This window comes from Lentzea aerocolonigenes (assembly GCF_000955955.1).
GTDB lineage: Bacteria > Actinomycetota > Actinomycetes > Mycobacteriales > Pseudonocardiaceae > Lentzea > Lentzea aerocolonigenes_A.
Genome location: NZ_JYJG01000172.1, coordinates 1 through 21,528, shown reverse-complemented (window position 1 = coordinate 21,528; position 21,528 = coordinate 1). Strand labels below are relative to the sequence as shown.

Genomic DNA, 21,528 nt, shown 5'->3' with positions numbered 1-21,528 from the left:
GTGTGGGGGCTCGGCCCCCACAAGACACTAGAAGGCGACATCGGTCTGCGCTTTCCGCAGACAGACCCCTCCCAGAGCCTTCTACTCGCCCTCGGTGTGCTCGAGGAGACCAGCGTGGATCTCCCGGAGAGCGATGGAGAGGGGCTTCTCACGCGGGCCCGGCTCGACGAGCGGGCCGACGTACTCGAGCAGGCCCTCGCCGAGCTGCGCGTAGTAGTCGTTGATCTGGCGGGCACGCTTCGCTGCGTAGATCACCAACGCGTACTTCGAGCTCACCTGCTCAAGCAGGTCGTCGATCGGCGGGTTGGTGATGCCCTCCGGAGAACCGGTCAGATGACCGAGCTCGGTGTGGGTGATCACTCTCAAACTCCTGAGATTCGTGGTCCGACCATCAAGGATAGCAAGTCGGCCGCGGCCGACTGCACGTCGGCGTTCACGACGACCTCGTCGAACTCCTTTTCGGCCGCCATCTCCTCGCGGGCGATCTCGAGTCGGCGTTCGACGACGTCCGGATGTTCGGTGCCTCTGCCGGTCAGCCGGTCCACCAGGTGCTCCCAGGACGGGGGCATCAGGATGACCAGCTGAGCGTCCGGCATTGCCACGCGGACCTGCCGCGCGCCCTGCAGCTCGATCTCCAGCAGGGCGGGGCGGCCGGCGGCCAGAGCTTCTTCGACGGGCCTGCGAGGGGTTCCGTAGCGGTTGCCCGCGAAGTCGGCGTGTTCGAGGAACTCGCCCGCGTCGACCATCTGCTGGAACTTCTCGTGGTCCACGAAGTGGTAGTGCACTCCGTCGACCTCGCCCGGCCTCGGCTTCCTGGTGGTCGCCGAGACGGAAAAGTAGACATCGGGTTGCTGCCTGCGCAGCTCCGCCAGGACGCTGGATTTACCGACGCCCGACGGCCCGGACAAGACGGTGAGGCGGGGGCGGGCAGAACCCGCCCCCGCCTCGGTGCCAATCACTCTCCGCTGAACTCGGAGAGCAGGGCCTTGCGCTGACGGTCACCAAGACCGCGCAGGCGACGGCTGGGAGCGATCTCGAGGCGCTCCATGATCTGCTGCGCGCGAACCTTGCCGACGCCCGGGAGGGCCTCGAGCAGCGCGGACACCTTCATCTTGCCCAGGACCTCGTCGCTCTCGGCGGCCTTGAGCACGTCCGTCAGGGTCGTGCCGCCGCGCTTGAGGCGCTCCTTGAGCTCAGCCCGAGCGCGACGAGCGGCAGCAGCCTTCTCCAGCGCTGCGGCTCGCTGCTCCTCGGTAAGCTGGGGAAGAGCCACGATTTCCTCCGTGGTGTGGATTCTTTTCGGATCGGTGCCGCGACCGTACAAGCCGCAATTGCCTGGGGACAACGTGACCCAGTCAGGTAAATCTTCAGCGGCCTTGAGTGATGCGGCGGGTGGTAGTAGTACCAACACCCTCCGGCGGCCTGATCACTGCCTCCGGCAACTCGTCGCCCACGTTACGTGTGCTATGAGGCCGGTGACCAGCGGGGCAGCCGGTGGCGTGGACCCTACCAACACATGTTTCCCCAGGTGAGCGCGCCACACCCCTAAAAGTTGTGGCGCGCCCCTCCTCAGAGGCTCTCCTGGACCCTCTGCACGGCGCTGACCAGCGACGACACGTCCGGACCGTGCCGCAGAACATCTCGTGAAGAAGTCGGAAAGACGTTGCGCATGTCGGGTCCGAAGAGCCGTTTTAGATCAGCCACGGAGCCGCCCTGAGCGCCGAAACCGGGCGCGAGGATGGGTCCGTTGAACCCGGAGAGGTCCACATCCGTTTCCCCGATCGTGGCACCCACGACGAGCCCAACATCGCCGCACGGAGAAATGCCGGAATTCCGAGCGGTGGCGAAATCGATGATCGTTCGCGCCACGGTTCGCCCGTCCGGAGCAACCGACCGCTGGACCTCGGCACCCTCCGGGTTGGACGTCAGCGCCAGCACGAAGACGCCGCGGCCGTTCGCACGGGCGGTGTCCAGCGCGGGCTGCAGCGACCCGAAGCCGAGGAACGGCGACACCGTCACGGCGTCCCCTGCCAGCGGCGACCCCTCGCCCAGGTACGCCTCGGCGTAGGCGGCCATGGTCGAGCCGATGTCGCCGCGCTTGGCGTCCACCAGCACCAGCGTGCCGGAGTCGCGCAGCTCGGAGATCACCCGTTCGAGCACGGCGACGCCACGCGACCCGTAGGCCTCGAAGAACGCCGCCTGCGGCTTCACCATCGACACCCGGCCGCCGAACGCCTCCACGGCCGTCAGAGCGAACCGTTCGAGCCCCTCAGCGGTCCTGGACAGGCCCCAGGCGTCGAGCAGCGAAGGATGCGGGTCGATCCCCACGCACAGAGGCCCGTACACCTCGACGGCTTTCGTGAGCCGTTCGCCGAAAGTCACGAGCCCTCCCTCAGAGCGGCCTGGAGCGCCTGCAGCGGCTGGACCCCGATGTCACCGCGGATCAGCGCCTCGATGCCGTGCACGGCCGCGGCAGCGCCCTGGATCGTGGTGACACAAGGGATGTCCTTGGCCACAGCGGCGGTGCGGATCTCGTAACCGTCGATGCGCGGGCCGCTGTTGCCGTACGGCGTGTTGAAGATCATGTCGATCTCGCCGGCCAGGATCATGTCGACGACGTTGCCCTCGCCCTCGAAGTGCTTGCGCACCTCGGTGCACGCGATCCCGTTGCGCTTCAACACCTCCGCCGTGCCCGAGGTCGCCAGGATCTGGAACCCGAGGTCGGCGAGGCGCTTGACCGGGAAGATCATCGCGCGCTTGTCGCGGTTCGCGAACGACACGAACACCTTGCCCGACGTGGGCAGCGAGCCGTAGGACGCCGTCTGCGACTTCGCGAACGCCTTGCCGAACGACGAGTCGATGCCCATGACCTCGCCGGTGGACTTCATCTCCGGGCCCAGCAACGAGTCCACGCCGTGGCCCTCGGGCGTGCGGAAGCGGTGGAACTGCATCACGGCTTCCTTCACCGCGACCGGCGCGTGCTCGGGCAGCCGGGCGCCGTCACCGACCGCAGGCAGCAGACCCTCGGCCCAGCAGACCCTCGGCCCGCAGTTCCGCGATCGTGGCGCCCAGCATGACCCGGGAAGCCGCCTTCGCCATGGAGACAGCCGTCGCCTTGGACACGAACGGCACCGTGCGCGACGCACGCGGGTTCGCCTCCAGGACGTACAGCACGTCGTCCTTGAGCGCGTACTGGACGTTCAGGAGCCCGCGCACGCCGATGCCGCGCGCGATCGCCTCGGTCGAGCGGCGCACGTTCTCGATGTCGGAGGCGCCCAGCGTGATCGGCGGCAGCGCGCACGACGAGTCGCCGGAGTGCACGCCGGCTTCCTCGATGTGCTCCATCACGCCGCCGATGAACACCTCGTCGCCGTCGCACAGCGCGTCGACGTCGATCTCGATGGCGTCGTCGAGGAACCGGTCGACCAGCACCGGGTGCTCGGGCGTCACCTCGGTCGCGCGGGCGATGTAGCCCGACAGCGACTCCTCGTCGTACACGATCTCCATGCCGCGCCCGCCGAGCACGTAGGACGGTCGCACGAGGACCGGGTAGCCGATCTCGTCCGCGATCTCCTTCGCCTCGCCGAACGACGTGGCCGTGCCGAACTTCGGCGCGGGCAGCCCGGCCTCGGTCAGCACCTTGCCGAACTGGCCGCGGTCCTCGGCGAGGTGGATCGCCTCTGGCGTCGTGCCCACGACCGGCACACCGGCATCGGACAGGCGCTGCGCCAGGCCCAGCGGCGTCTGGCCGCCGAGCTGGACGATCACGCCCGCGACCGTGCCCGACTGCTGCTCGGAGTGCACGACCTCCAGCACGTCCTCGAACGTCAGCGGCTCGAAGTACAGCCGGTCCGACGTGTCGTAGTCCGTCGACACGGTCTCCGGGTTGCAGTTGACCATGACCGTCTCGTACCCGGCCTCGCGCAACGCCATCGCCGCGTGCACGCACGAGTAGTCGAACTCGATGCCCTGCCCGATGCGGTTCGGACCGGAGCCCAGGATCAGCACCTTCGGCTTCTCCCGCTGCTCCGCCACCTCCGACTCGGCGGCGGGGTCGAGCTCGTAGGCGGAGTAGTGGTACGGCGTCTCCGACTTGAACTCCGCCGCGCACGTGTCGACCGTCTTGTAGACCGGACGCACGCCCAGGCGGTGCCGCAGCATGCGCACGCCGTCCTCACCGGCGAGCTCCGGCCGCAGCACGGAGATCTGCCGGTCGGACAGACCGGCTCGCTTCGCCTTGCGCAGCAACGGTTCGTCGAGCACTGGAGCGTCCAGCAGCTCCGTGCGCAACGTGCCGAGCCAGGCGATCTGCTCGATGAACCACGGGTCGATCCCCGAAGCCCGGTACACGTCCTCAATGGACGCACCCAGCCTCAGCGCGCGCTCGACCGTGTACAAGCGTCCGTCATGTCCACGTTCGAGCTGCTTCAGAGTCGACTCGAGCGTAACGCCTTCCGCGTCGGGCTGAGTCCAGAAACCGACCGATTTCGTTTCCAGCGAACGCAGCGCCTTACCGAGCGCCTCGACGAAGTTCCGGCCGATCGACATCGCCTCGCCGACCGACTTCATCGTGGTCGTCAGCGTGGGGTCGGCACCGGGGAACTTCTCGAAGGCGAACCGGGGAGCCTTCACGACCACGTAGTCGAGCGTCGGCTCGAACGACGCCGGCGTCTCCCCCGTGATGTCGTTGGTGATCTCGTCGAGCGTGTACCCGATGGCGAGCTTCGCGGCGATCTTGGCGATCGGGAAACCCGTTGCCTTGGAAGCAAGAGCCGACGACCGCGACACGCGCGGGTTCATCTCGATCACGACCATGCGCCCGTTGTCCGGGTGGATCGCGAACTGGATGTTGCAGCCACCGGTGTCGACGCCGACCTCGCGGATGACCTGGATGCCGACGTCGCGCATGTGCTGGTACTCGCGGTCGGTCAGCGTCATCGCGGGCGCGACCGTCACCGAGTCACCCGTGTGCACGCCCATCGGGTCGATGTTCTCGATCGAGCAGATGACGACCACGTTGTCGTTGCGGTCGCGCATGAGCTCGAGCTCGTACTCCTTCCACCCGAGCACGCTCTCCTCGATGAGCACCTCGGTGACGGGAGACTCCTCAAGCCCGATGGCGGCGAGGCGCTCCAGCTCCTCCTCCGTGTACGCCATGCCGGAACCCAAGCCGCCCATGGTGAACGACGGCCGGATGACGACCGGGAGGCCGAGCTCGGCAACGGTCTTGCGAACCTCGTCCATCGTGTTGCAGACGGCGGAACGCGGGACCTCGGCACCGATGCGGCGCACCAGGTCCTTGAAGATCTGCCGGTCCTCACCGCGCTGGATGGCGTCGATGTCCGCGCCGATCAGCTCGACGTCGTACTTCTCCAGCACACCGCGCTCGTGCAGCGCGATGGCGGTGTTCAACGCGGTCTGCCCGCCCAGCGTCGCCAGGATCGCGTCCGGCTTCTCCTGCGCGATCACCTTCTCCACGAACTCGGCCGTGATCGGCTCGATGTACGTGGCGTCGGCGAACTCGGGGTCGGTCATGATCGTCGCCGGGTTGGAGTTCACCAGGCTGACCCTGATGCCCTCCTCCCGCAGCACCCGGCACGCCTGCGTGCCCGAGTAGTCGAACTCGCACGCCTGACCGATGACGATCGGGCCGGAGCCGATGACCAGGATGTGCTTGAGATCAGTCCTCTTCGGCATCAGCGGGCCTCATTCATCAGCGTCACGAACTCGTCGAACAGGGGCGCCGCGTCGTGCGGACCGGCCGCCGCCTCGGGGTGGTACTGCACGGAGAACGCCGGCGCGTCGAGCAGCCGGACGCCCTCGACGGTGCCGTCGTTGGGGCAGTAGTGGGACAGCACGGCCCGGCCGAACTCCGAGGAGAACTCCTCCCCCGGAGTGCCCTCCAGCGCGAACCCGTGGTTCTGCGAGGTGATGGCGACCTTGCCGGTGGTCACGTCGATCACCGGGATGTTGATGCCGCGGTGGCCGTAGCGCATCTTGTACGTCCCGCGACCGACCGCGCGGCCCAGGATCTGGTTGCCGAAGCAGATGCCGAACAACGGCAGCTTGCGGCCCAAAGCCTCGCGAGTCAGCGCGATCGCGTGGTCCTGCGTCGCCGGGTCACCAGGACCGTTGGACAGGAACAACCCGTCCGGGCTGACCGCGAGGATGTCCTCGAACGATGACGTCAACGGCAGCACGTGCACCTCGATGCCGCGCGCAGCCATCATCCGCGGGGTGTTCGACTTGATGCCCAGGTCGAGCGCCGCGACGGTGAACTTCTTCTCGCCGATCGCCTCGACCACGTACGGGCTCGAAGTCGTGACGTCCACGGCGAGGTTCGCGCCGACCATCTGCGCGGAAGCCTTGACCTGCTCCACCATCGACGCGTCGTCGGACAGGTCGGAACCGGAGAACACCCCGGCCCGCATCGCGCCCTGCTCGCGGATGTGGCGGGTCAAAGTCCGGGTGTCGAGGCCGGAGATGCCCACCACGCCCTGCTTCGCCAGCTCCTCGTCCAGACCGCGCTTGGACCGCCAGTTCGACGGCGTGCGCGCGGGGTCGCGGACCACGTACCCGGCGACCCAGATCTTCGACGACTCGTCGTCCTCGTCGTTCCAGCCGGTGTTGCCGATCTGCGGCGCGGTCTGCACCACGATCTGGCGGTGGTAGGACGGGTCCGTCAGGGTTTCCTGGTAGCCCGTCATGGCCGTGGAGAACACGACCTCGCCGAGCGAGACGCCGGTCGCTCCGTACGCCTCACCGCGGAAGACGCGACCGTCTTCCAGCACCAATGCCGCGTTCGTCACGCCTTGCCTCCCACGAGTGCTACTACCCATTCGTCGTAAACGTTCTTGTCATCGCCACGGAAACCCGTGTCGAAGAGATGGCCTTCGTTCTCCCACTGGACCACCAGCAGGCCTTCCTCGTTGAACATGACCTTCCCGGCGAGGCCCCGGTCCGTGCGAGCGTCCCGGATGGACCCGGCGGGGATGAAGATCGGTGTCGCACCAACGCGTTCGATCGCGACGCCCTCCGGCACCAGCGACAGCGTGGCTTCGGCGCGGTGACCGATGTCGCCGACCTGGATGCGGTCCTGCCAGTTGCCCGCGTTCGTCGTTCCGATGTAGACGCCCGTGGTCGCGAGCTTCGCCTCACCCAAAGTCGCGGGCGTGGCGGGGAACGCGGGCAGGTCGGCCTGCTTGACCTGGCGTCGCTTCCAGCCGTGCCACATGCCGTACACACACAGCGCGAAGAACAGGAAGACAGCAAGTACGAGCAGCACGCGGGTCATTCGGCAATCCTTCCCGCCAGTGCGGTGACACGGCCACGCAAGATGGTCGCCGTCACCGCGCCGGGCAGCTCCATGCCCTCGAACGGGGTGTTGCCCGCGATGCTCGCGAGCTCCGCGCCGTTCACCGTCCACGTCGCGTCCGGGTCGACCAGCACGAGGTTCGCGGGCTCACCGACCGCGATCGGACGGCCCTGGTCGGTCAGTCCGGCGATCTCGGCGGGCTTCTCGCTCATCACCCGTGCGACGCCGCGCCAGTCCAGCAGGCCGGTCTTCACCATCGTCTCGACGACGATGCCGAGGGCGGTCTGCAGTCCGAGCATGCCCGGCCGGGCCGCCGACCACTCGCAGTCCTTGTCCTGGATCGCGTGCGGGGCGTGGTCCGTGGCGACGCAGTCGATGGTGCCGTCGGCCAACGCTGCGCGCAGCGCGTCGACGTCGGACTGGGTGCGCAGCGGCGGGTTGACCTTGTTCACCGGGTCGTAGGTGGAGAGCCGGTCGTCGGTCAGGATCAGGTGGTGCGGGGTGACCTCGGCGGACACCTTGGTGCCGCGCGCCTTCGCCCACTTCAGGACGTCGGCCGTGCCGGTGGTGCTGACGTGGCAGACGTGCAGCTTCGCGTCGACCTGCTTCGCGAGCAGACAGTCGCGGGCGACGATCGACTCCTCGGCTGCAGCGGGCCAGCCCTGCAGACCGAGCCGTGACGCGTTCTCGCCCTCGTGCGCCTGAGCGCCGATCGTGAGACGCGGTTCCTCGGCGTGCTGGGCGATCACAGCGCCCAGGGCCTTCGAGTACTCGAGGGCCCTGCGCATGATCAACGGGTCGTGCACGCAGTGGCCGTCGTCGGAGAAGACCTTCACGTTGGCCTTGCTCTTGGCCATCGTGCCCAGCTCGGCGAGCTTCTCGCCCTTGAGCCCGACGGTGACGGCGCCGACCGGGTGGACGTCGACGAGGCCGACCTCCTGGCCGCGGCGGGCGACGTGCTCGACGATGACGGCGTTGTCGGCGACCGGATCGGTGTTGGCCATGGCGAAAACCGCCGTGTAGCCACCGAGAGCGGCCGCACGCGAACCGGTTTCGATGGTCTCGGTGTCTTCGCGGCCGGGTTCGCGCAGGTGGGTGTGCAGGTCGACGAAGCCCGGCAGCAGAACCGCGCCGTTGCCTTCGATGACCTCCGCGTTCTCGTCCGTTCCTTCGGCGATGACGCCGTCACGGATCAAGATGTCTTGCGGTTCCCCCTCGCCGTAGGGCCTAACTCCCTTGAGCAGCAAGGGCTTCACGCGTTTTCCTCCTCGTGGGCGAGCAAGTGGTACAGCACGGCCATGCGCACGTGGACACCGTTGCGGACCTGCTCGGTGATGGCGGCCTGCGGGCTGTCGGCGACGACGGAGGCGATCTCCATGCCGCGCAGCATCGGGCCGGGGTGCAGCACGACGGCGTGCTCGGGCAGCAGCTTGAGGCGCCGCTCGTTGAGGCCGTAGGCGATCGAGTACTCACGGGCACTCGGGAAGAACCCGCCGTGCATCCGCTCGGCCTGCACGCGCAGCAACATCACGGCGTCCTGGGAGGCCAGCTCGGAGTCGATCTCGTGCGAGACCGTGACCGGCCACTTCTCCACGCCCGTCGGGAGCAGTGTGGGCGGCGCGACGAGCGTGACCTCGGCGCCGAGTGCGGTCAGCAGGTGCACGTTCGACCGCGCGACCCGGCTGTGCAGGACGTCGCCGACGATCGCGACCCGGCGGCCGTCGAGGCTGCCGAGCCGGTCGCGCAACGTGGCCGCGTCGAGCAGCGCCTGCGTCGGGTGCTCGTGCATGCCGTCGCCCGCGTTCACGACGGACGTGTTGGTGTGCTTGAGCCAGCCGGCGAGCCGGTGGGCCGCACCGGAAGCCGGGTGCCGCACGATCACGCAGTCCGCACCGGCGGCCTGCAGGGTCAGCGCGGTGTCCCGCAGCGACTCGCCCTTGCTGACGCTGGAACCGGAGCTGCTGACGTTGATCACGTCCGCGGACATCCACTTGCCGGCGATCTCGAAGCTGACGCGGGTGCGCGTGGAGTTCTCGTAGAACATCGTGATCACGGTGCGTCCGCGCAGGGTCGGCAGCTTGCGGACCTCACGGCCGAGCAGCGCCTCCTTGAGGCGGTCGGCGGTGTCGAGGATCGCGATGGCCTGGTCGCGGTCGAGACCGTCGGTGGAGAGCAGGTGCTTCACTTCAGCACCACTCCGTCGCGGCCGTCGAACTCGTCCAGCATCACCACGACGTCCTCGGTCTTCGAGGTCGGCAGGTTCTTGCCCACGTAGTCCGCGCGGATCGGCAGCTCGCGGTGGCCGCGGTCGACCAGCACGGCGAGCTGCACCGCGCGGGGACGGCCGTGGTCGCGCAGGGCGTCGAGCGCGGCGCGGATGGTGCGGCCGGAGAACAGCACGTCGTCCACGAGCACGACGAGCTTGTCGTCGATGCCGCCCTCGGGCAGCTTCGTGGCTTCCAACGGGCGGGTCGGGCCTCGGCGGAGGTCGTCGCGGTAGAGGGTGATGTCGAGCGTGCCCTCGTGGACGTGCCTGCCGGAGAACTCGGCGATCTTGGCGGCGAGCCGGCGCGCGAGAGGGGCTCCCCGGCTGGGGATACCCATCAAGACGACGTCGGGTGCGCTCGGTGCATCGAGAGCGGTCTTCTCGATGATCTGATGGGCCATTCGGGCGACAGTGCGCGCGACATCACCGGCCGAGAGAATCTCGCGATCCCCGGCCGGATCCGTCGCGCCACGTTGACGTGACGCCACGGCTGGACCTCCTTCCCCGCCTCACTGGACGGGTCCTTAAAGGACGTCGGACACCTATGAACAACTAGGCTGACCTGCACCGTATCACCTACGGACGGTCAACCATCCGAGTGGTGTACCAGGCGTGGCGCGCGTCTCTCCCTGAGATCAGCCTGTCTCTTATCGATCTAAGCCTCCCCGCAGCACGGCCGTACTGCTGACGGGGCGAATGAACGGAGAACCGCCACATGGGCGACTACGCCAAGGCGCTGGGGGCCAAGCTCCGCGCTATCCGCCAGCAGCAGGGTCTGTCCCTGCACGGCGTCGAGCAGAAGTCCGGCGGTCGCTGGAAGGCCGTGGTCGTCGGCTCCTACGAGCGCGGTGACCGCGCGGTGACCGTGCAGAAGCTGGCCGAGCTGGCCGACTTCTACGGGGTTCCCGTCGCCGAGCTCCTGCCCGAGGGCCGCGTGCCGTCGGGTGCCGAGCCGGCCACCAAGATCGTGATCAACCTGGAACGGCTCCAGCAGCTGCCGGTCGAGAAGGTGGGCCCGCTGGCCCGCTACGCCGCGACGATCCAGTCGCAGCGCGGTGACTACAACGGCAAGGTCCTCTCCATCCGCACCGAGGACCTGCGCTCGCTCGCGATCATCTACGACATGACGCCGGGCGAGCTCACCGAGCAGCTCATCGACTGGGGCGTGCTGCCTCCCGAGGCCCGCCCCGCGAAGGAAGACTGAGCTCTCACACGTTTGGAGCAGCGGCTCCCTCACGTCCTGTTAGTCGCCCTGAGGACGCGAGGGAGCCGTTGCTGCATTCAGGGGATCGAGCATCTCCGGTCGGGTGGCGCCCGCAGCCGCCGAGCCCCGCAGCAACTCGCTCAGATCGTGACTCTGCGCATGCTCACTGGTGGTCATCGCCGCCGTGATCCGATCGAGTCGGAAACTCCGGCCGGCCTGACGTGTCCGGCACCACGCGATGAGGTACCAGCGGCCGTCGGTGGTGAGCAGGCCGGCGGGTTCCACGACCCGATCGCTGGCCCGTCCGGACGCGTCGGTGTAGGTCAGGCGCAGCACGGTGTTCGTGTCCAGGGCCTGGTGGACCGCCGCCCGGACCCGAGCATCGGTTCGCGACGGCAGCGCGACGATGCGGGCGGCCAGCCCGGCTGCCGCGGTCGTCGCGGGACCGTTCAGCACCGCCGCGATCTTCTGGAACGCCGTGCGGGCCGCGTTCGAGCCGTCGGCGCCGGCGAGCGCGGTGGCCAGCACCGACGCCTCTTCCGGGGTGAAATGGATCGGCGGCAGGGTCATCGCCGGGTCGATCGACCAGCCACCACCACGCCCCGGCGTGGTCCGCACCGGGACGCCGGTCTCCATCAACGCCTGCAGGTCGCGCTGCACGGTCCGGGTGCTGACCTCGAGCCGAGCGGCGAGCACCGCGACGGTCAACGACCTCGGTGCCGCCGCGCGCAACTCCTCCACCAGCGCGTACAGCCGGGCAGTGCGGTTCACAACCCCGATCCTGCCAAGAACTCCCGCTCGCGACGCAGTTCCCGTTCGGTGATCGTCAGCGGGTACAGCGTGAAGCCGTGCAGCGCGCCCGCGACGACGCTCAGCTCCACGGGCGCCTCCCACCGCCGGGCCAGGCGCACCGAGTCGTCCAGCAACGGATCCTCGGCGCCGACGACGATCCGGGCGGGTGGCACGCCGGTGAGGTCGGCGAACACCGGCGAGATCTCCGGGGCGCGGCGCCGCTCGGCCGTCATGCCGGGGGTGAACAACTCGTACGTGCGCCTCAACCTGTCGGTGTTGGGCTTCGAGAGGTCGTACGCGCCGAAGACGAGGTTCGCCGCCTTGAACACGCCAGGCAGGCGTAGCAACGTCAGCACGCTCAGGTGGGCGCCCGCCGACTCGCCGCCGATCAGCAACCTGTGCGTGCCGAACTCGGCCGCGACCCACCGCGCCGCGGCTTCGCAGTCGTCGGGCGCGGCGGGAAACGGGTGCTCCGGAGCCAGCCGGTACTCGACGCTCACCACCGCCAGGCGCGTGTCGACCGCGAGCTTCCACAGCCGCTCGTCCTGCCCGTCCGCGGAGCCGAACGACCAGCCGCCGCCGTGAATGTGCAGGTAGACGCCCTCGACGTGGTCCGGCGTGAACACCCTGACCGGCACGCCGTTCGCGCTGCGGTCCTGGCCTTGCGGCAACCTGACCGGCGGTGTGTCGCCGCCGAGCCGGTTGCGCCGCAGGACCTCCAGAGGGCGATCTACCTGTTTGAACTTCCGGTTGAACTCCAGGGTCTCGGCGAGACAGTCCTCATCGGTGATCTTCATGTCGAGGACGGTCGCACCCGTCCGCGACACCGTCCTGTCACCCTTTACGAGCCCGGTGACGTGGCGTCCAGCACAGTGAGGGCGTTGCGGACGCCCTGCTCCAGGACGTCGTCGGCGAGCTGCCGGTCGGCCAGGGCGCGGGAAAGCTGCAGCGTCCCGATCATCAGGGCGAAGACGCCGAGGACCGCGGTGCGCGCCGACGGCGGATCGTGCGGTGCGAGCCGGGCGGCGATGTCGTCGACGAGTGCCACCACGCTGTCGGTGTACGCCTGCTTCGTCGGATCCGCGCACCGGCCGATCTCCTCGAGCAGCGCGGCGGACGCGCAGCCGTCCTCGGGGTTGTCGCGGTGCTCTGGTGAGAGGTAGGCCCGCACGATCTGGTCGATGCCCTCGCGGCCGGGCGCGAACGAGGCGAACCACTCCCGCTGTGCGCTCAGCTGGTCGGTGACCGCGGTCGCGACCAGGTCTTCCTTGGACTCGAAGTGGGCGTAGAAGGCTCCGTTGGTCAGCCCCGCGTCCTTCATGAGCGTGGCGACCCCCGAGCCGTCGATGCCGTCGCGCTTGAGCCGGCGACCCGCGGTTTCGATGATCCGCTGCCTGGTCGCCTGCTTGTGCTCTCTCCCGTACCGCACCATGCGCCCCATTGTAGTATGGTCGTAATTCAATACGAGCTGGGAGTCAGGGACATGCGCGCGTTCATCGTCGATCGCTACGGAAAAGGCGGCACACTGCGATCCGGCGAGATGCCGGAGCCCGAGGTCGGAGCACACGACGTGCTGGTTCAGGTGCACGCCGCGAGCGTCAACGTGCTGGACGCCAAGATCAGGAACGGGGAGTTCAAGCTCTTCCTGCCCTATCGCCCGCCGTTCGTCCTGGGCAACGACGTGGCCGGGGTCGTCGTCCGGGCCGGGCCCGCGGTGCGGAAGTTCGGCGTCGGCGACGAGGTCTACGCGCGGCCGGACAAGGACCGGATCGGCACCTTCGCCGAGTTCATCTCCGTCAGCGAGAACGACCTGGCCCTGAAGCCGAAGCGGCTCACGATGGCCGAAGCGGCTTCCGTCCCGCTGGTCGGCCTGACCGCCTGGCAGGCGTTGATCGAGATGGCCGGCCTGCGCAAGGGGCAGAAGGTCTTCGTCCAGGCGGGCTCCGGCGGTGTGGGCACCTTCGCGATCCAGCTGGCCAAGCACGTCGGCGCCACCGTGGCCACGACCACCAGCGCGGCGAACACCGGCTTGGTCGAACGTCTCGGCGCGGACGTCGTGATCGACTACCGGACCGAGGACTTCGAAACCGTCCTGCACGACTACGACGTGGTGCTGCACAGCCAGGACGACGCGACGCTCGCGAAGTCCCTGCGCGTGCTGAAGCCGGGCGGAAAGCTCATCTCGATCTCCGGCCCGCCCGACCCGGCATTCGCCGAGGAGATCGGGAAGCCGTGGATCCTGCGGCCCGCGACACGCGTCCTGAGCCATCGGGCCAGGAAGGCGGCCAGGCGACGCCAGGTCGGTTACTCGTTCCTCTTCATGCGGGCCAACGGAGAGCAGCTCCGCGAGATCACCTCGCTCATCGACGCCGGGGTCATCACGCCGGTCGTGGACCGGGTCTTCCCGTTCGACGCGACGAACGAGGCCATGGCGTATGTCCAAAGAGGACGCGCGAAGGGCAAGGTCGTCATCGAGATGCAGGAGCCACGATGATCACCCGCCATGCGGACGCACCGACCAAGACCATCGACGCCGGCGGGGTGACGTTCGCCTACCGCGAGCTCGGCCCGCAGACCGGTGTCCCGGTGGTCTTCCTGACCCACCTGGCCGCGGTCCTGGACAACTGGGACCCCCGTGTCGTCGACGGCATCGCCGCGAAGCACCGGGTCATCACGTTCGACAACCGGGGCGTCGGCGCGTCCACCGGTTCGACACCGAGCACCATCCAGGCGATGGCCGCGGACGCCGTCACCTTCATCCGGGCCCTGGGCCTGGACCAGGCCGACCTCCTCGGCTTCTCGATGGGCGGCATGATCGCCCAGGTGATCGCCCAGGACGAACCCCAGCTCGTCCGCAAGCTGATCATCGCGGGCACCGGGCCCGCCGGCGGCAGGGGCATCAGGAACGTCACCAGGATCTCCCACCTCGACACCGTCCGCGCGCTGCTCACCCTCCAGGACCCCAAGCAGTTCCTGTTCTTCACCAGGACCGCCAACGGGCGCCGGGCGGGCAAGGAGTTCCTGGCACGCCTCGAGGAGCGCAAGAACAACCGGGACAAGCCGATCTCCCTGCGGTCCTACGGCGCGCAGCTCAGGGCCATCCACCGCTGGGGCCTGGAGCGGCCGGCCGACCTCTCCGGCATCCGCCTGCCCGTGCTCGTCGCGAACGGCGAGAGCGACCGGATGGTGCCGTCGTCGAACTCGACCGACCTGGCCCGGCGCCTGCCGGACGCCCGGCTCACGCTCTACCCCGACGCCGGGCACGGCGGCATCTTCCAGTTCCACGCTGAGTTCGTCGAGGAAGCCCTGGAGTTCCTCGGCTAGACAAGAGCGGCGAGCTGCTCCTTGTCCTGGATCACGTGAATCGCGACGATCTTGTCGTCGCGCACCGTGAAGGCCATGGCGGAGAACAGCACGCCGTCGACCCACGTGACGAAGCCGGCCTCGCCGCCGATGAGCGCGAACTGGACCTCCGCCATCGTCGCGAACTTGCGGAACATGCTGGCCCGCCCGGCCACCGTGCGGCCGCCGATGACCTCCAGCGCACCCGCCTTGAGCGTGACGTCCGGGTGCAGCACCGACACCAGGCCCTCCAGGTCGCCTTCGCGCGACGCCCTGAGGAACGCGTTCACCACTTCCCGCTGCTTCGGCAGGTCGACGTTCGGCTGCGGCCTGTCCTGCACACGTTTGCGCGCCCTGGACGCGAGCTGACGCGTGGTCGTGGGCGTCTTGTCGATCAACGGCGCGATGTCGTCGAACGGCACCGCGAACATGTCGTGCAGCACGAACGCCAACCGCTCGTCTGGCTTGAGCGCGTCCAGCACCACCAGCATCGCGAGCCCGACCTCGTCCGCGGCGACGGCCAGGTGCTCGGGTTCCTCGCGCGTGTCGATCACCGGGTCCGGCATCTCGAACGCGTGCTCTTTCCGGTCGCGCAGCATGTTCAGGCACACCCGGCCGACGACGGTCGTCAGCCACGCGGCCGGGTTCTCGACCTCGCTGGTGTCGGCCTTCTCGACCCGCAGCCACGCGTCCTGCAACGCGTCGTCCGCCTCGGCGAACGAGCCCAGCATCCGGTGCGCGATCGCCCTCAGCCGTGGACGTTCCTGCTCGAACTGCGCGATCAAAGCTTCCCCCTGTGGCCTGGCACACACGCTGTCACGTTCCTGGGCGCTCCTGGGTCAACCGGGCAAGAGCATCCCAACTGGAGGGTAATCATGAAGATCCTCGTCACCGGCGGCACCGGCACACTCGGCAAGCACGTGGTCCCGATGTTGCGCGCTCAGGGCGCGGAGGTCGTGGTGTTGAGCCGCGGCGACGGCGACCTCACCTGCGACCTGATGACCCAGGTTCCGCAGATCGACGCCGACGTCGTGGTGCACCTGGCCGGCGGTCAGAAGGGCGACGACGTGGCAACCCGCAACCTGCTCGCCGCGTGCTCGGGAGTTCGCCACTTCGTGTACATCTCGGTGATCGGCGCCGACACCGTGCCGCTGGCGTGGTTGCGCACCAAGCTCGTGTGCGAGGAGGCCATCGCGGCGTCGGGCATCCCGTTCACGATCCTGCGCGCGGCCCAGTTCCACAACCTGACGCTGACCATGGTGCGGGCCATGGCGAAGCTGCCGATCGTGCCGGTGCCGGGCATGCGACTGCAGCCGGTCGACGCCCGCGACGTGGCCGAGCGGATCGCCTCGCTCGCTCTGGGCGCGCCGGCCGGTCGGGTGGCCGACCTGGCCGGACCTGCCGTCTACGACATGAAGCAGCTCGTGCAGGACTACCTGACCACGGCGGGCAAGCGGCGGCTCACCGTGCCGGTGCGGTTGCCGGGCAAGGCCGGGAAGGCCTACCGGGGCGGGCAGAACCTGACCTTGGACGGCGACCACGGCACCCACACGTGGGAGGAATTCCTTGCGGCGAGCTGATCAGACGGTCGCGACGAACGAGCGCCAGGCGGAGGTGCTGAACTCCAGCACCTCACCGGCCTGGTTCTTGGAGTCGCGGACGAGCGCGTCGTGGGAAAGCGAGACCTCGACGCAGTCCCCTTCCGGCGTCCCGTTGCTGTAGCTGCTCTTACGCCAAGAGCGATCCTGGATCATCGAGTTCCTCTCGCGGTTGACCGGCGTACTCCGCCAGCATGCTCCGCGATTGTCCCTCATCCAAGGCGACTCCATCCAGCCAGTTGAAGATCATCCTCGTACGTGCAATCGCTCCTGGATCCTGCACGAACACCTGAGTCAGATCGGTCTCGCTGTAGGCGATGGGCATCGCCTTGGCGTACTCCCACAGCCGCAGACCAGCGGAGTTGACGAACTCGTCGGCGGGCACGATGCGGATGAAGAGCGCGCGGGTCAGCAGTCGTTGATACTGAGCCTGCATGACCTGGGCGTCACCGATCTGCTGCCGCAGCGCTAGTTCATGGATGTAGAACACGCAATCCGGCCGATCGTGTCGCCGCAACACCGCCTGCCGATCGATTCGAGCTTGGACAAGGGCGGGAATTCGTTCCTCGGCCACGCCTGCGGCTCGGTACACGGCGGCCGCGTACTCGGCGGTTTGCATGAGGCCGGGCACGGTGAGCGTGTCGTAGTTGATCATCGTCGTGGCGGTTGATTCAGCCATGGCGAGAGTGCGAACGTTGTCCGACACCTGGACGATGTATTCCTCGAAAGCGTTGCGGTAGCGGCGTTTGAAGTCCAGGAAGTAGTCGGTGTCCTTGCCGCACATGGTGAGCAGCTGAACGAGGTCGATCTCGCTCGGCCGTGCCTTGCCGTGCTCGATGTTGGAGACCTTGCTGGGATCCCAGCCGAGTTGGACGGCCAGTGCGTGGCCGTTGAGGTTCGTGGTGGACTCGCGCAGGCGGCGCAGCTCGTCGCCGAGATCCCTGCTGTACGCGGTGGAGGGAGTGGAAGAAGCCATGCCGCCGACGCTAAATCTTGTTCTCAGTCCACGAAACTGGCTCGTTCGGGTGAAAACAGTTACCAGGGCAAAGGACCGCTGGCGGTGAAGAATCCGCCGGTCGGTCCGTCCGTGCCGAGCGTAGCAAGTCGCACGATCACGGCGGCGCAGATGGTGAGGGATCCGGCCGCGCTGCTGACGTTGACGACGCGCGGCGCCGGGGAACGCCGCAGCAGCGGGAGCATCGCGTTGGTCACCGTGATCACGCCGAAAACGTTGGTGCCGAACACTTTCCGGACCACGTCGAGGTGGCCGAAACGGTCCGGCGGCCGCGTAGCCGATGCCCTTGTTCTGCGACAGGTAAGATCTCGGCAACGTGACCTCCTCTGACGCAGAGCTCCTCGCCGATCGCACCCCGCTGCCGTCCGATCTGGACTCCCGGCTGCGTGAACACCTCACGTTCCTGATCGAAGTCGATCAGCTCAAGACCATCCTGCGCGCATCACCTCTCGCGGCGGCGGACCGGCGCGAGAACGACGCGGAGCACTCGTGGCATCTGGCGTTGATGGTCATGGTGCTGGCCGAGTACGCCGACGAGCCGATCGACGTCGGCCACACGATCAAGCTCGTCGTCGTGCACGACCTGGTCGAGATCTACGCGGGTGACACCCCGATCTACGACACGAAGCTCGGCGAGAGCCAGCAGGAACGCGAGGAAGCCGCGGCAGATCGGTTGTTCGGCATCCTGCCCGACGACTCGGGGCGTCAGCTCAGGGCGTTGTGGGACGAGTTCGAGGCACGGCAGACGCCCGAGGCGCGGTTCGCGAAGGCCATCGACCGGTTCCAACCGCTGCTGCTGAACTGGATGGCCAAGGGCGGCACGTGGCGCACGCCCGGCGTCACCGCGAACGACGTGCGCAGCCGCAAAGCAGCGATCGGCGAGGGGTCGGCGGCGCTGTACGACGCGGCCATGCAGCTGATCGACGAGGGCGAGCGCCGGGGCTGGGCCCGCACGAGTTGATCAGCCCGTCGGCGTGGCCGGATAGCCCTGGTACGAGCACCAGTCCGACCTGTCGAACCTCTTCGGGTACTCGAGCACCCTGGTCGCCCGCGCCGCCCACGTCACGAGCCACGGATCGGCGCTTTTCCCGGCCACGGAGATCGCCTCGCGCAGCCGCGGATCACCCCACTCGGGCTTGGAGTGGCCGAACGTGCAGTACAGGACCTCCAACATGAGCGTGCGCACCGGGCAGTCCTGGTCGGAGACGAGCTCCAGCAGCAGCGGCAGGAAATCGAGATGCGCGAACAGGAGGTCGAAGTCCTGGGAAGGCTCGTCCTCGCCGCTGTAGGCCCAGGCACGTACCTCGTCGACGGTCGGGTTGGAGTAGTCAGCGAACACGGCCGAATGCTCGCACGGCACAGCGGGCCTCCCGAAACGAGTTCCGGGAGGCCCGCTGTGTCGTGCGGAGAACTAGAGAGCTAGAGAACGGCGCGCAGCTGGTCCGCGATGACCGCGATCCGGCCGAGCACACCGTTCACGAAGCGCGGCGAGTCGTCCGTCGAGAGGCCCTTGGCGAGCTCGACGGCCTCGTCGATCGCGACCGCGTCCGGCACGTCGGCCGCCCACAGCAGCTCGTACAGACCGATCCGCAGCACCGCGCGGTCGACCGCCGGCATGCGCTGCAGGGTCCAGCCCTCGGCGTGCTCCGAGATCAGGTCGTCGATGCGCGGGCGGTTCGCGTGGACGCCCTCGACGAGCGTCACCGTGTAGTCGTTCACCGGGGGGACGTCCGGGGAGCCGACGCGTTCGGCCAGCAGCGTCACCGGGTCGGTACCCAGCAGGTCGGCTTCGTAGAGGAAGTCGACCGCACGCTTGCGGGCCTTGCTGCGAGCGCCCATCAGGACTTGTCGCTGATGCGGCCGAGGTAACGGCCGTCGCGGGTGTCGACCTTGATCTTCTCGCCGGTCGTGACGAACAGCGGGACCTGGATCTCGGCGCCGGTCTCCAGCGTGGCGGGCTTGGTGCCGCCGGTGGAGCGGTCGCCCTGCAGGCCAGGGTCGGTGTGCTGGATCACGAGCTCGACCGAGGTCGGGAGCTCGATGAACAGCGGGACGCCCTCGTGCGTGGCGACCATCGCTTCCTGGTTCTCCAGCATGTAGTTGGCGGCGTCACCGACGGTCTCGGACGGAACCGGGATCTGGTCGTAGGTGTCACCGTCCATGAAGATGAAGTCGGTGCCTTCCTTGTACAGGTAGGTCATGCCGCGCTTGTCCACGGTGGCGGTCTCGACCTTGGTGCCCGCGTTGAAGGTCTTGTCGACGACCTTCCCGGTCAGCACGTGCTTGAGGGTCGTGCGCACGAAGGCGCCACCCTTGCCGGGCTTGACGTGCTGGAACGCGGTGACGGTCCAGAGCTGGCCGTCGAGGTTCAGCACCAGGCCGTTCTTCAGGTCGTTCGTGGTGGCCACGGGGGAATTTCTCCTGTGTTGGACGGGGGTGTCAGACGACCACGAGTTCCTTCGTGGTCAGGGTGAGGAGCTCCGGCCCGCTTTCGCGCACCACGAGGGTGTCCTCGATGCGGACCCCGCCCCGCCCCGACAAGTACACGCCGGGCTCGACGGTGACCGCCATACCAGCCGAAAGTGTACCGTCACCCACCTTCGACAACGCCGGTGCCTCGTGGATCTCGAGCCCGACGCCGTGCCCGAGGCCGTGCAGGAACTCGTCGCCGTGCCCGGCCTTCTCGATCACCTCGCGCGACGCGTGGTCGACGTCGCTGACTTGGACGCCCGGCTTGAGGGCGTTGTGTCCTGCTTGTTGCGACCGCGCGACCAGGTCGTACAGCTCTCGCTGCCAGTCGGCGGGCTTGCCCAGGACCAGCGTGCGGGTCATGTCCGAGTGGTAGCCGTCGACGAGCGCGCCGAAGTCGAGCTTGATGAAGTCGCCCGCGTGCAGCGTGGCGTCTGTGGGCGCGTGGTGCGGCACCGCCGAGTTCGCGCCGAACGCCACGATGGTCGCGAACGACGGGCCTTCCGCGCCGTGGTCGAGCATGCGGCTCTCCAGCTCGCGGGCGACCTCGCGTTCGGTGCGGCCCTGGCGGAGTCCGCCGTGGCCGATCAACGCCGCCAGCGCCCGGTCCGCCGCCGCGCACGCCATCCGCAGGGCCTCGATCTCGATCTCGTCCTTGACCAGCCGCAGCTTCTCGACCAGGCCACCTGCCCTGGTCAGCTCGGCCTTCTCGGCGGTGCTCCTGAGGGCTTCGAGGCCGTCGACCGTGACGTGGTGGCTCTCGAAGCCCAGCTTGCCCTTGGCCTTCTTCGCCAGCGCCGCGTCGCACGGCCGGTCGATCAGCCGCTCCAGGTCGGGCACCTGCTTGGCCGACTGGGTGAGGTACCTGCCGTCCGTGCAGAAGACGGTCTTGTCGTCGCTCACCGCGTCGATGAGCACGGCTCCATTCGATCCGGTGAACCCGGTGAGGTACCGGACGTTCAGGAGGTTCGTGACGAGCAGCGCGTCCAGACCCGTGGCCTGGAGCTCCTGGCGCAGTGCGGTGCGGCGTGCGGCGTACGACGACATGTCTCGCAGCGTACGGCCAGTCCTAAGCTGTCCGCATGCGTCCTTGGTTCGTCCGTGCGTTGTGGATGGGGTTGCTCCACGGAGCCGTGCAGACCGGTGTGTCGGCGGTGGCGGTCCGCAGCCCCGAGGCGACCTCGGTCCGCCCCATCGCTCTGGGGTTGCTCGTGGCCGCCGCGGTGATCTGGGGCGCGGTCGACCGGCTGCGCGAGCTGCCGTCGCCGGGCATGCAGTGGTTCATCGCCTCCTTGATCGCCGGGCCGTTCGCCGGCGCGCTGGGCGTGATCGGGTCGGCGTTGCTGGTCGACCAGACCGGCCAGGAGGCGCTGTGGGTGGCGTTGACGGGTGGGGCGGCCTTCACGGCGTTGCTCGTGCTGGCGCCGGCGGGGCTCGGGCTGCTGCTGGGCGGGTTCCTCGTGTCGAAGGACTCGTCAACGCACCACGGCTAGACGGCTGATTCCAAGGGGTCGGCTCTGTTGGCGT

25 protein-coding genes and 2 pseudogenes are annotated in these 21,528 nt (G+C 68.3%); 6 read left to right on the top strand and 21 right to left on the bottom strand.

Going from position 1 to position 21,528, the window contains the following annotated elements:
* Positions 1-81: 81 nt before the first annotated feature.
* The 10 genes and pseudogenes from rpoZ to pyrR all read right to left on the bottom strand — a co-directional run bounded on the left by rpoZ (position 82) and on the right by pyrR (position 10,069).
* Positions 82-360 (bottom strand): DNA-directed RNA polymerase subunit omega, encoded by a 279-nt coding sequence (rpoZ, locus tag UK23_RS23735; protein ID WP_045313812.1) that lies wholly within the window; start codon positions 358-360, stop codon positions 82-84.
* 2 nt (positions 361-362) lie between these two features.
* Entirely contained in the window at positions 363-959 is a 597-nt protein-coding gene (gmk, locus tag UK23_RS23730; protein WP_045313811.1) for a guanylate kinase, read from the bottom strand.
* Positions 956-1,273, bottom strand: coding sequence for an integration host factor, actinobacterial type (gene mihF, locus UK23_RS23725; RefSeq protein ID WP_030471603.1), 318 nt, complete (start codon positions 1,271-1,273; stop codon positions 956-958). The genes gmk and mihF overlap by 4 nt, the downstream gene beginning before the upstream one ends.
* A 296-nt stretch (positions 1,274-1,569) precedes the next feature.
* Positions 1,570-2,382, bottom strand: a complete 813-nt coding sequence (pyrF, locus tag UK23_RS23720; RefSeq protein ID WP_045313810.1) for an orotidine-5'-phosphate decarboxylase — start codon at positions 2,380-2,382, stop codon at positions 1,570-1,572.
* A pseudogene (gene carB / locus UK23_RS23715) lies at positions 2,379-5,697 on the bottom strand (carbamoyl-phosphate synthase large subunit). The gene pyrF and the pseudogene carB overlap by 4 nt, the downstream one beginning before the upstream one ends.
* Complete coding sequence (gene carA, locus UK23_RS23710) at positions 5,697-6,839, bottom strand: glutamine-hydrolyzing carbamoyl-phosphate synthase small subunit (protein WP_045313809.1); 1,143 nt, start codon at positions 6,837-6,839, stop codon at positions 5,697-5,699. Before carA ends, carB begins: the two are co-directional and overlap by 1 nt.
* Entirely contained in the window at positions 6,806-7,294 is a 489-nt protein-coding gene (locus UK23_RS23705; protein WP_045313835.1) for a hypothetical protein, read from the bottom strand. Before UK23_RS23705 ends, carA begins: the two co-directional genes overlap by 34 nt.
* A complete protein-coding gene (locus tag UK23_RS23700; RefSeq protein ID WP_045313808.1) occupies positions 7,291-8,571 on the bottom strand; it encodes a dihydroorotase in 1,281 nt (426 codons plus the stop codon). The genes UK23_RS23705 and UK23_RS23700 overlap by 4 nt, the downstream gene beginning before the upstream one ends.
* Positions 8,568-9,500 carry an aspartate carbamoyltransferase catalytic subunit gene (locus UK23_RS23695; RefSeq protein WP_045313807.1) on the bottom strand — a complete coding sequence of 311 codons (933 nt, stop codon included), beginning with the start codon at positions 9,498-9,500 and terminating at the stop codon, positions 8,568-8,570. The genes UK23_RS23700 and UK23_RS23695 overlap by 4 nt, the downstream gene beginning before the upstream one ends.
* Complete coding sequence (pyrR, locus tag UK23_RS23690; protein ID WP_045313806.1) at positions 9,497-10,069, bottom strand: bifunctional pyr operon transcriptional regulator/uracil phosphoribosyltransferase PyrR; 573 nt, start codon at positions 10,067-10,069, stop codon at positions 9,497-9,499. The genes UK23_RS23695 and pyrR overlap by 4 nt, the downstream gene beginning before the upstream one ends.
* Positions 10,070-10,296: 227 nt before the next feature.
* Here pyrR and UK23_RS23685 point away from each other — a divergent pair, with 227 nt between their 5' ends.
* Positions 10,297-10,785, top strand: a complete 489-nt coding sequence (locus UK23_RS23685; protein ID WP_030471611.1) for a transcriptional regulator — start codon at positions 10,297-10,299, stop codon at positions 10,783-10,785.
* A 39-nt stretch (positions 10,786-10,824) separates the two neighbouring features.
* On the opposite strand, the gene UK23_RS23680 is transcribed toward UK23_RS23685, so the two are convergent.
* Genes UK23_RS23680 through UK23_RS23670 form a run of 3 tightly spaced genes read right to left on the bottom strand, consistent with a single transcriptional unit; the run spans position 10,825 to position 13,009 of the window.
* Positions 10,825-11,556 (bottom strand): helix-turn-helix transcriptional regulator, encoded by a 732-nt coding sequence (locus UK23_RS23680; RefSeq protein WP_045313805.1) that lies wholly within the window; start codon positions 11,554-11,556, stop codon positions 10,825-10,827.
* A complete protein-coding gene (locus UK23_RS23675) occupies positions 11,553-12,374 on the bottom strand; it encodes an alpha/beta hydrolase (RefSeq protein WP_045313834.1) in 822 nt (273 codons plus the stop codon). Before UK23_RS23675 ends, UK23_RS23680 begins: the two co-directional genes overlap by 4 nt.
* A gap of 44 nt (positions 12,375-12,418) precedes the next feature.
* The gene (locus UK23_RS23670) at positions 12,419-13,009 is read right to left on the bottom strand and encodes a TetR/AcrR family transcriptional regulator (protein WP_045313804.1); all 591 of its coding nucleotides are present in this window, start codon (positions 13,007-13,009) and stop codon (positions 12,419-12,421) included.
* A gap of 51 nt (positions 13,010-13,060) precedes the next feature.
* Between UK23_RS23670 and UK23_RS23665 the strand changes: the two genes are divergently transcribed.
* The gene (locus tag UK23_RS23665; protein ID WP_045313803.1) at positions 13,061-14,071 is read left to right on the top strand and encodes an NADP-dependent oxidoreductase; all 1,011 of its coding nucleotides are present in this window, start codon (positions 13,061-13,063) and stop codon (positions 14,069-14,071) included.
* A complete protein-coding gene (locus UK23_RS23660; protein ID WP_045313802.1) occupies positions 14,068-14,901 on the top strand; it encodes an alpha/beta fold hydrolase in 834 nt (277 codons plus the stop codon). The genes UK23_RS23665 and UK23_RS23660 overlap by 4 nt, the downstream gene beginning before the upstream one ends.
* On the opposite strand, the gene UK23_RS23655 is transcribed toward UK23_RS23660, so the two are convergent.
* Positions 14,898-15,704, bottom strand: a complete 807-nt coding sequence (locus tag UK23_RS23655) for a sigma-70 family RNA polymerase sigma factor (protein ID WP_269112300.1) — start codon at positions 15,702-15,704, stop codon at positions 14,898-14,900. The genes UK23_RS23660 and UK23_RS23655 overlap by 4 nt on opposite strands.
* Positions 15,705-15,794: 90 nt before the next feature.
* Here UK23_RS23655 and UK23_RS23650 point away from each other — a divergent pair, with 90 nt between their 5' ends.
* Positions 15,795-16,499: an SDR family oxidoreductase gene (locus UK23_RS23650; RefSeq protein ID WP_045313800.1), complete on the top strand. Its 705-nt coding sequence runs from the start codon at positions 15,795-15,797 to the stop codon at positions 16,497-16,499.
* Here the strand turns inward: UK23_RS23650 and UK23_RS50525 are convergent, their stop codons facing one another.
* The 3 genes and pseudogenes from UK23_RS50525 to UK23_RS52845 form a co-directional block, all read right to left on the bottom strand.
* Complete coding sequence (locus UK23_RS50525) at positions 16,500-16,673, bottom strand: DUF397 domain-containing protein (protein ID WP_082114914.1); 174 nt, start codon at positions 16,671-16,673, stop codon at positions 16,500-16,502.
* Positions 16,648-17,493 carry a helix-turn-helix domain-containing protein gene (locus tag UK23_RS53905; RefSeq protein WP_045313799.1) on the bottom strand — a complete coding sequence of 282 codons (846 nt, stop codon included), beginning with the start codon at positions 17,491-17,493 and terminating at the stop codon, positions 16,648-16,650. Before UK23_RS53905 ends, UK23_RS50525 begins: the two co-directional genes overlap by 26 nt.
* Positions 17,494-17,552: 59 nt before the next feature.
* A pseudogene (locus UK23_RS52845) lies at positions 17,553-17,780 on the bottom strand (SDR family NAD(P)-dependent oxidoreductase); the annotation flags it as partial.
* A gap of 68 nt (positions 17,781-17,848) precedes the next feature.
* Between UK23_RS52845 and UK23_RS23635 the strand changes: the two are divergent.
* Complete coding sequence (locus UK23_RS23635; RefSeq protein ID WP_045313797.1) at positions 17,849-18,493, top strand: HD domain-containing protein; 645 nt, start codon at positions 17,849-17,851, stop codon at positions 18,491-18,493.
* Here UK23_RS23635 and UK23_RS23630 read toward each other — a convergent pair whose 3' ends face one another.
* The 4 genes from UK23_RS23630 to UK23_RS23615 form a co-directional block, all read right to left on the bottom strand.
* Entirely contained in the window at positions 18,494-18,871 is a 378-nt protein-coding gene (locus tag UK23_RS23630) for a hypothetical protein (RefSeq protein ID WP_156213333.1), read from the bottom strand.
* Positions 18,872-18,951: 80 nt separating this feature from the next.
* A complete protein-coding gene (gene nusB, locus UK23_RS23625) occupies positions 18,952-19,371 on the bottom strand; it encodes a transcription antitermination factor NusB (RefSeq protein ID WP_045313795.1) in 420 nt (139 codons plus the stop codon).
* A complete protein-coding gene (gene efp, locus UK23_RS23620; protein ID WP_045313794.1) occupies positions 19,371-19,940 on the bottom strand; it encodes an elongation factor P in 570 nt (189 codons plus the stop codon). Before efp ends, nusB begins: the two co-directional genes overlap by 1 nt.
* Positions 19,941-19,971: 31 nt before the next feature.
* The gene (locus UK23_RS23615) at positions 19,972-21,048 is read right to left on the bottom strand and encodes a M24 family metallopeptidase (protein WP_045313793.1); all 1,077 of its coding nucleotides are present in this window, start codon (positions 21,046-21,048) and stop codon (positions 19,972-19,974) included.
* Positions 21,049-21,083: 35 nt separating this feature from the next.
* Here UK23_RS23615 and UK23_RS23610 point away from each other — a divergent pair, with 35 nt between their 5' ends.
* Positions 21,084-21,494 (top strand): B-4DMT family transporter, encoded by a 411-nt coding sequence (locus UK23_RS23610; protein ID WP_156213332.1) that lies wholly within the window; start codon positions 21,084-21,086, stop codon positions 21,492-21,494.
* Positions 21,495-21,528: the final 34 nt, after the last annotated feature.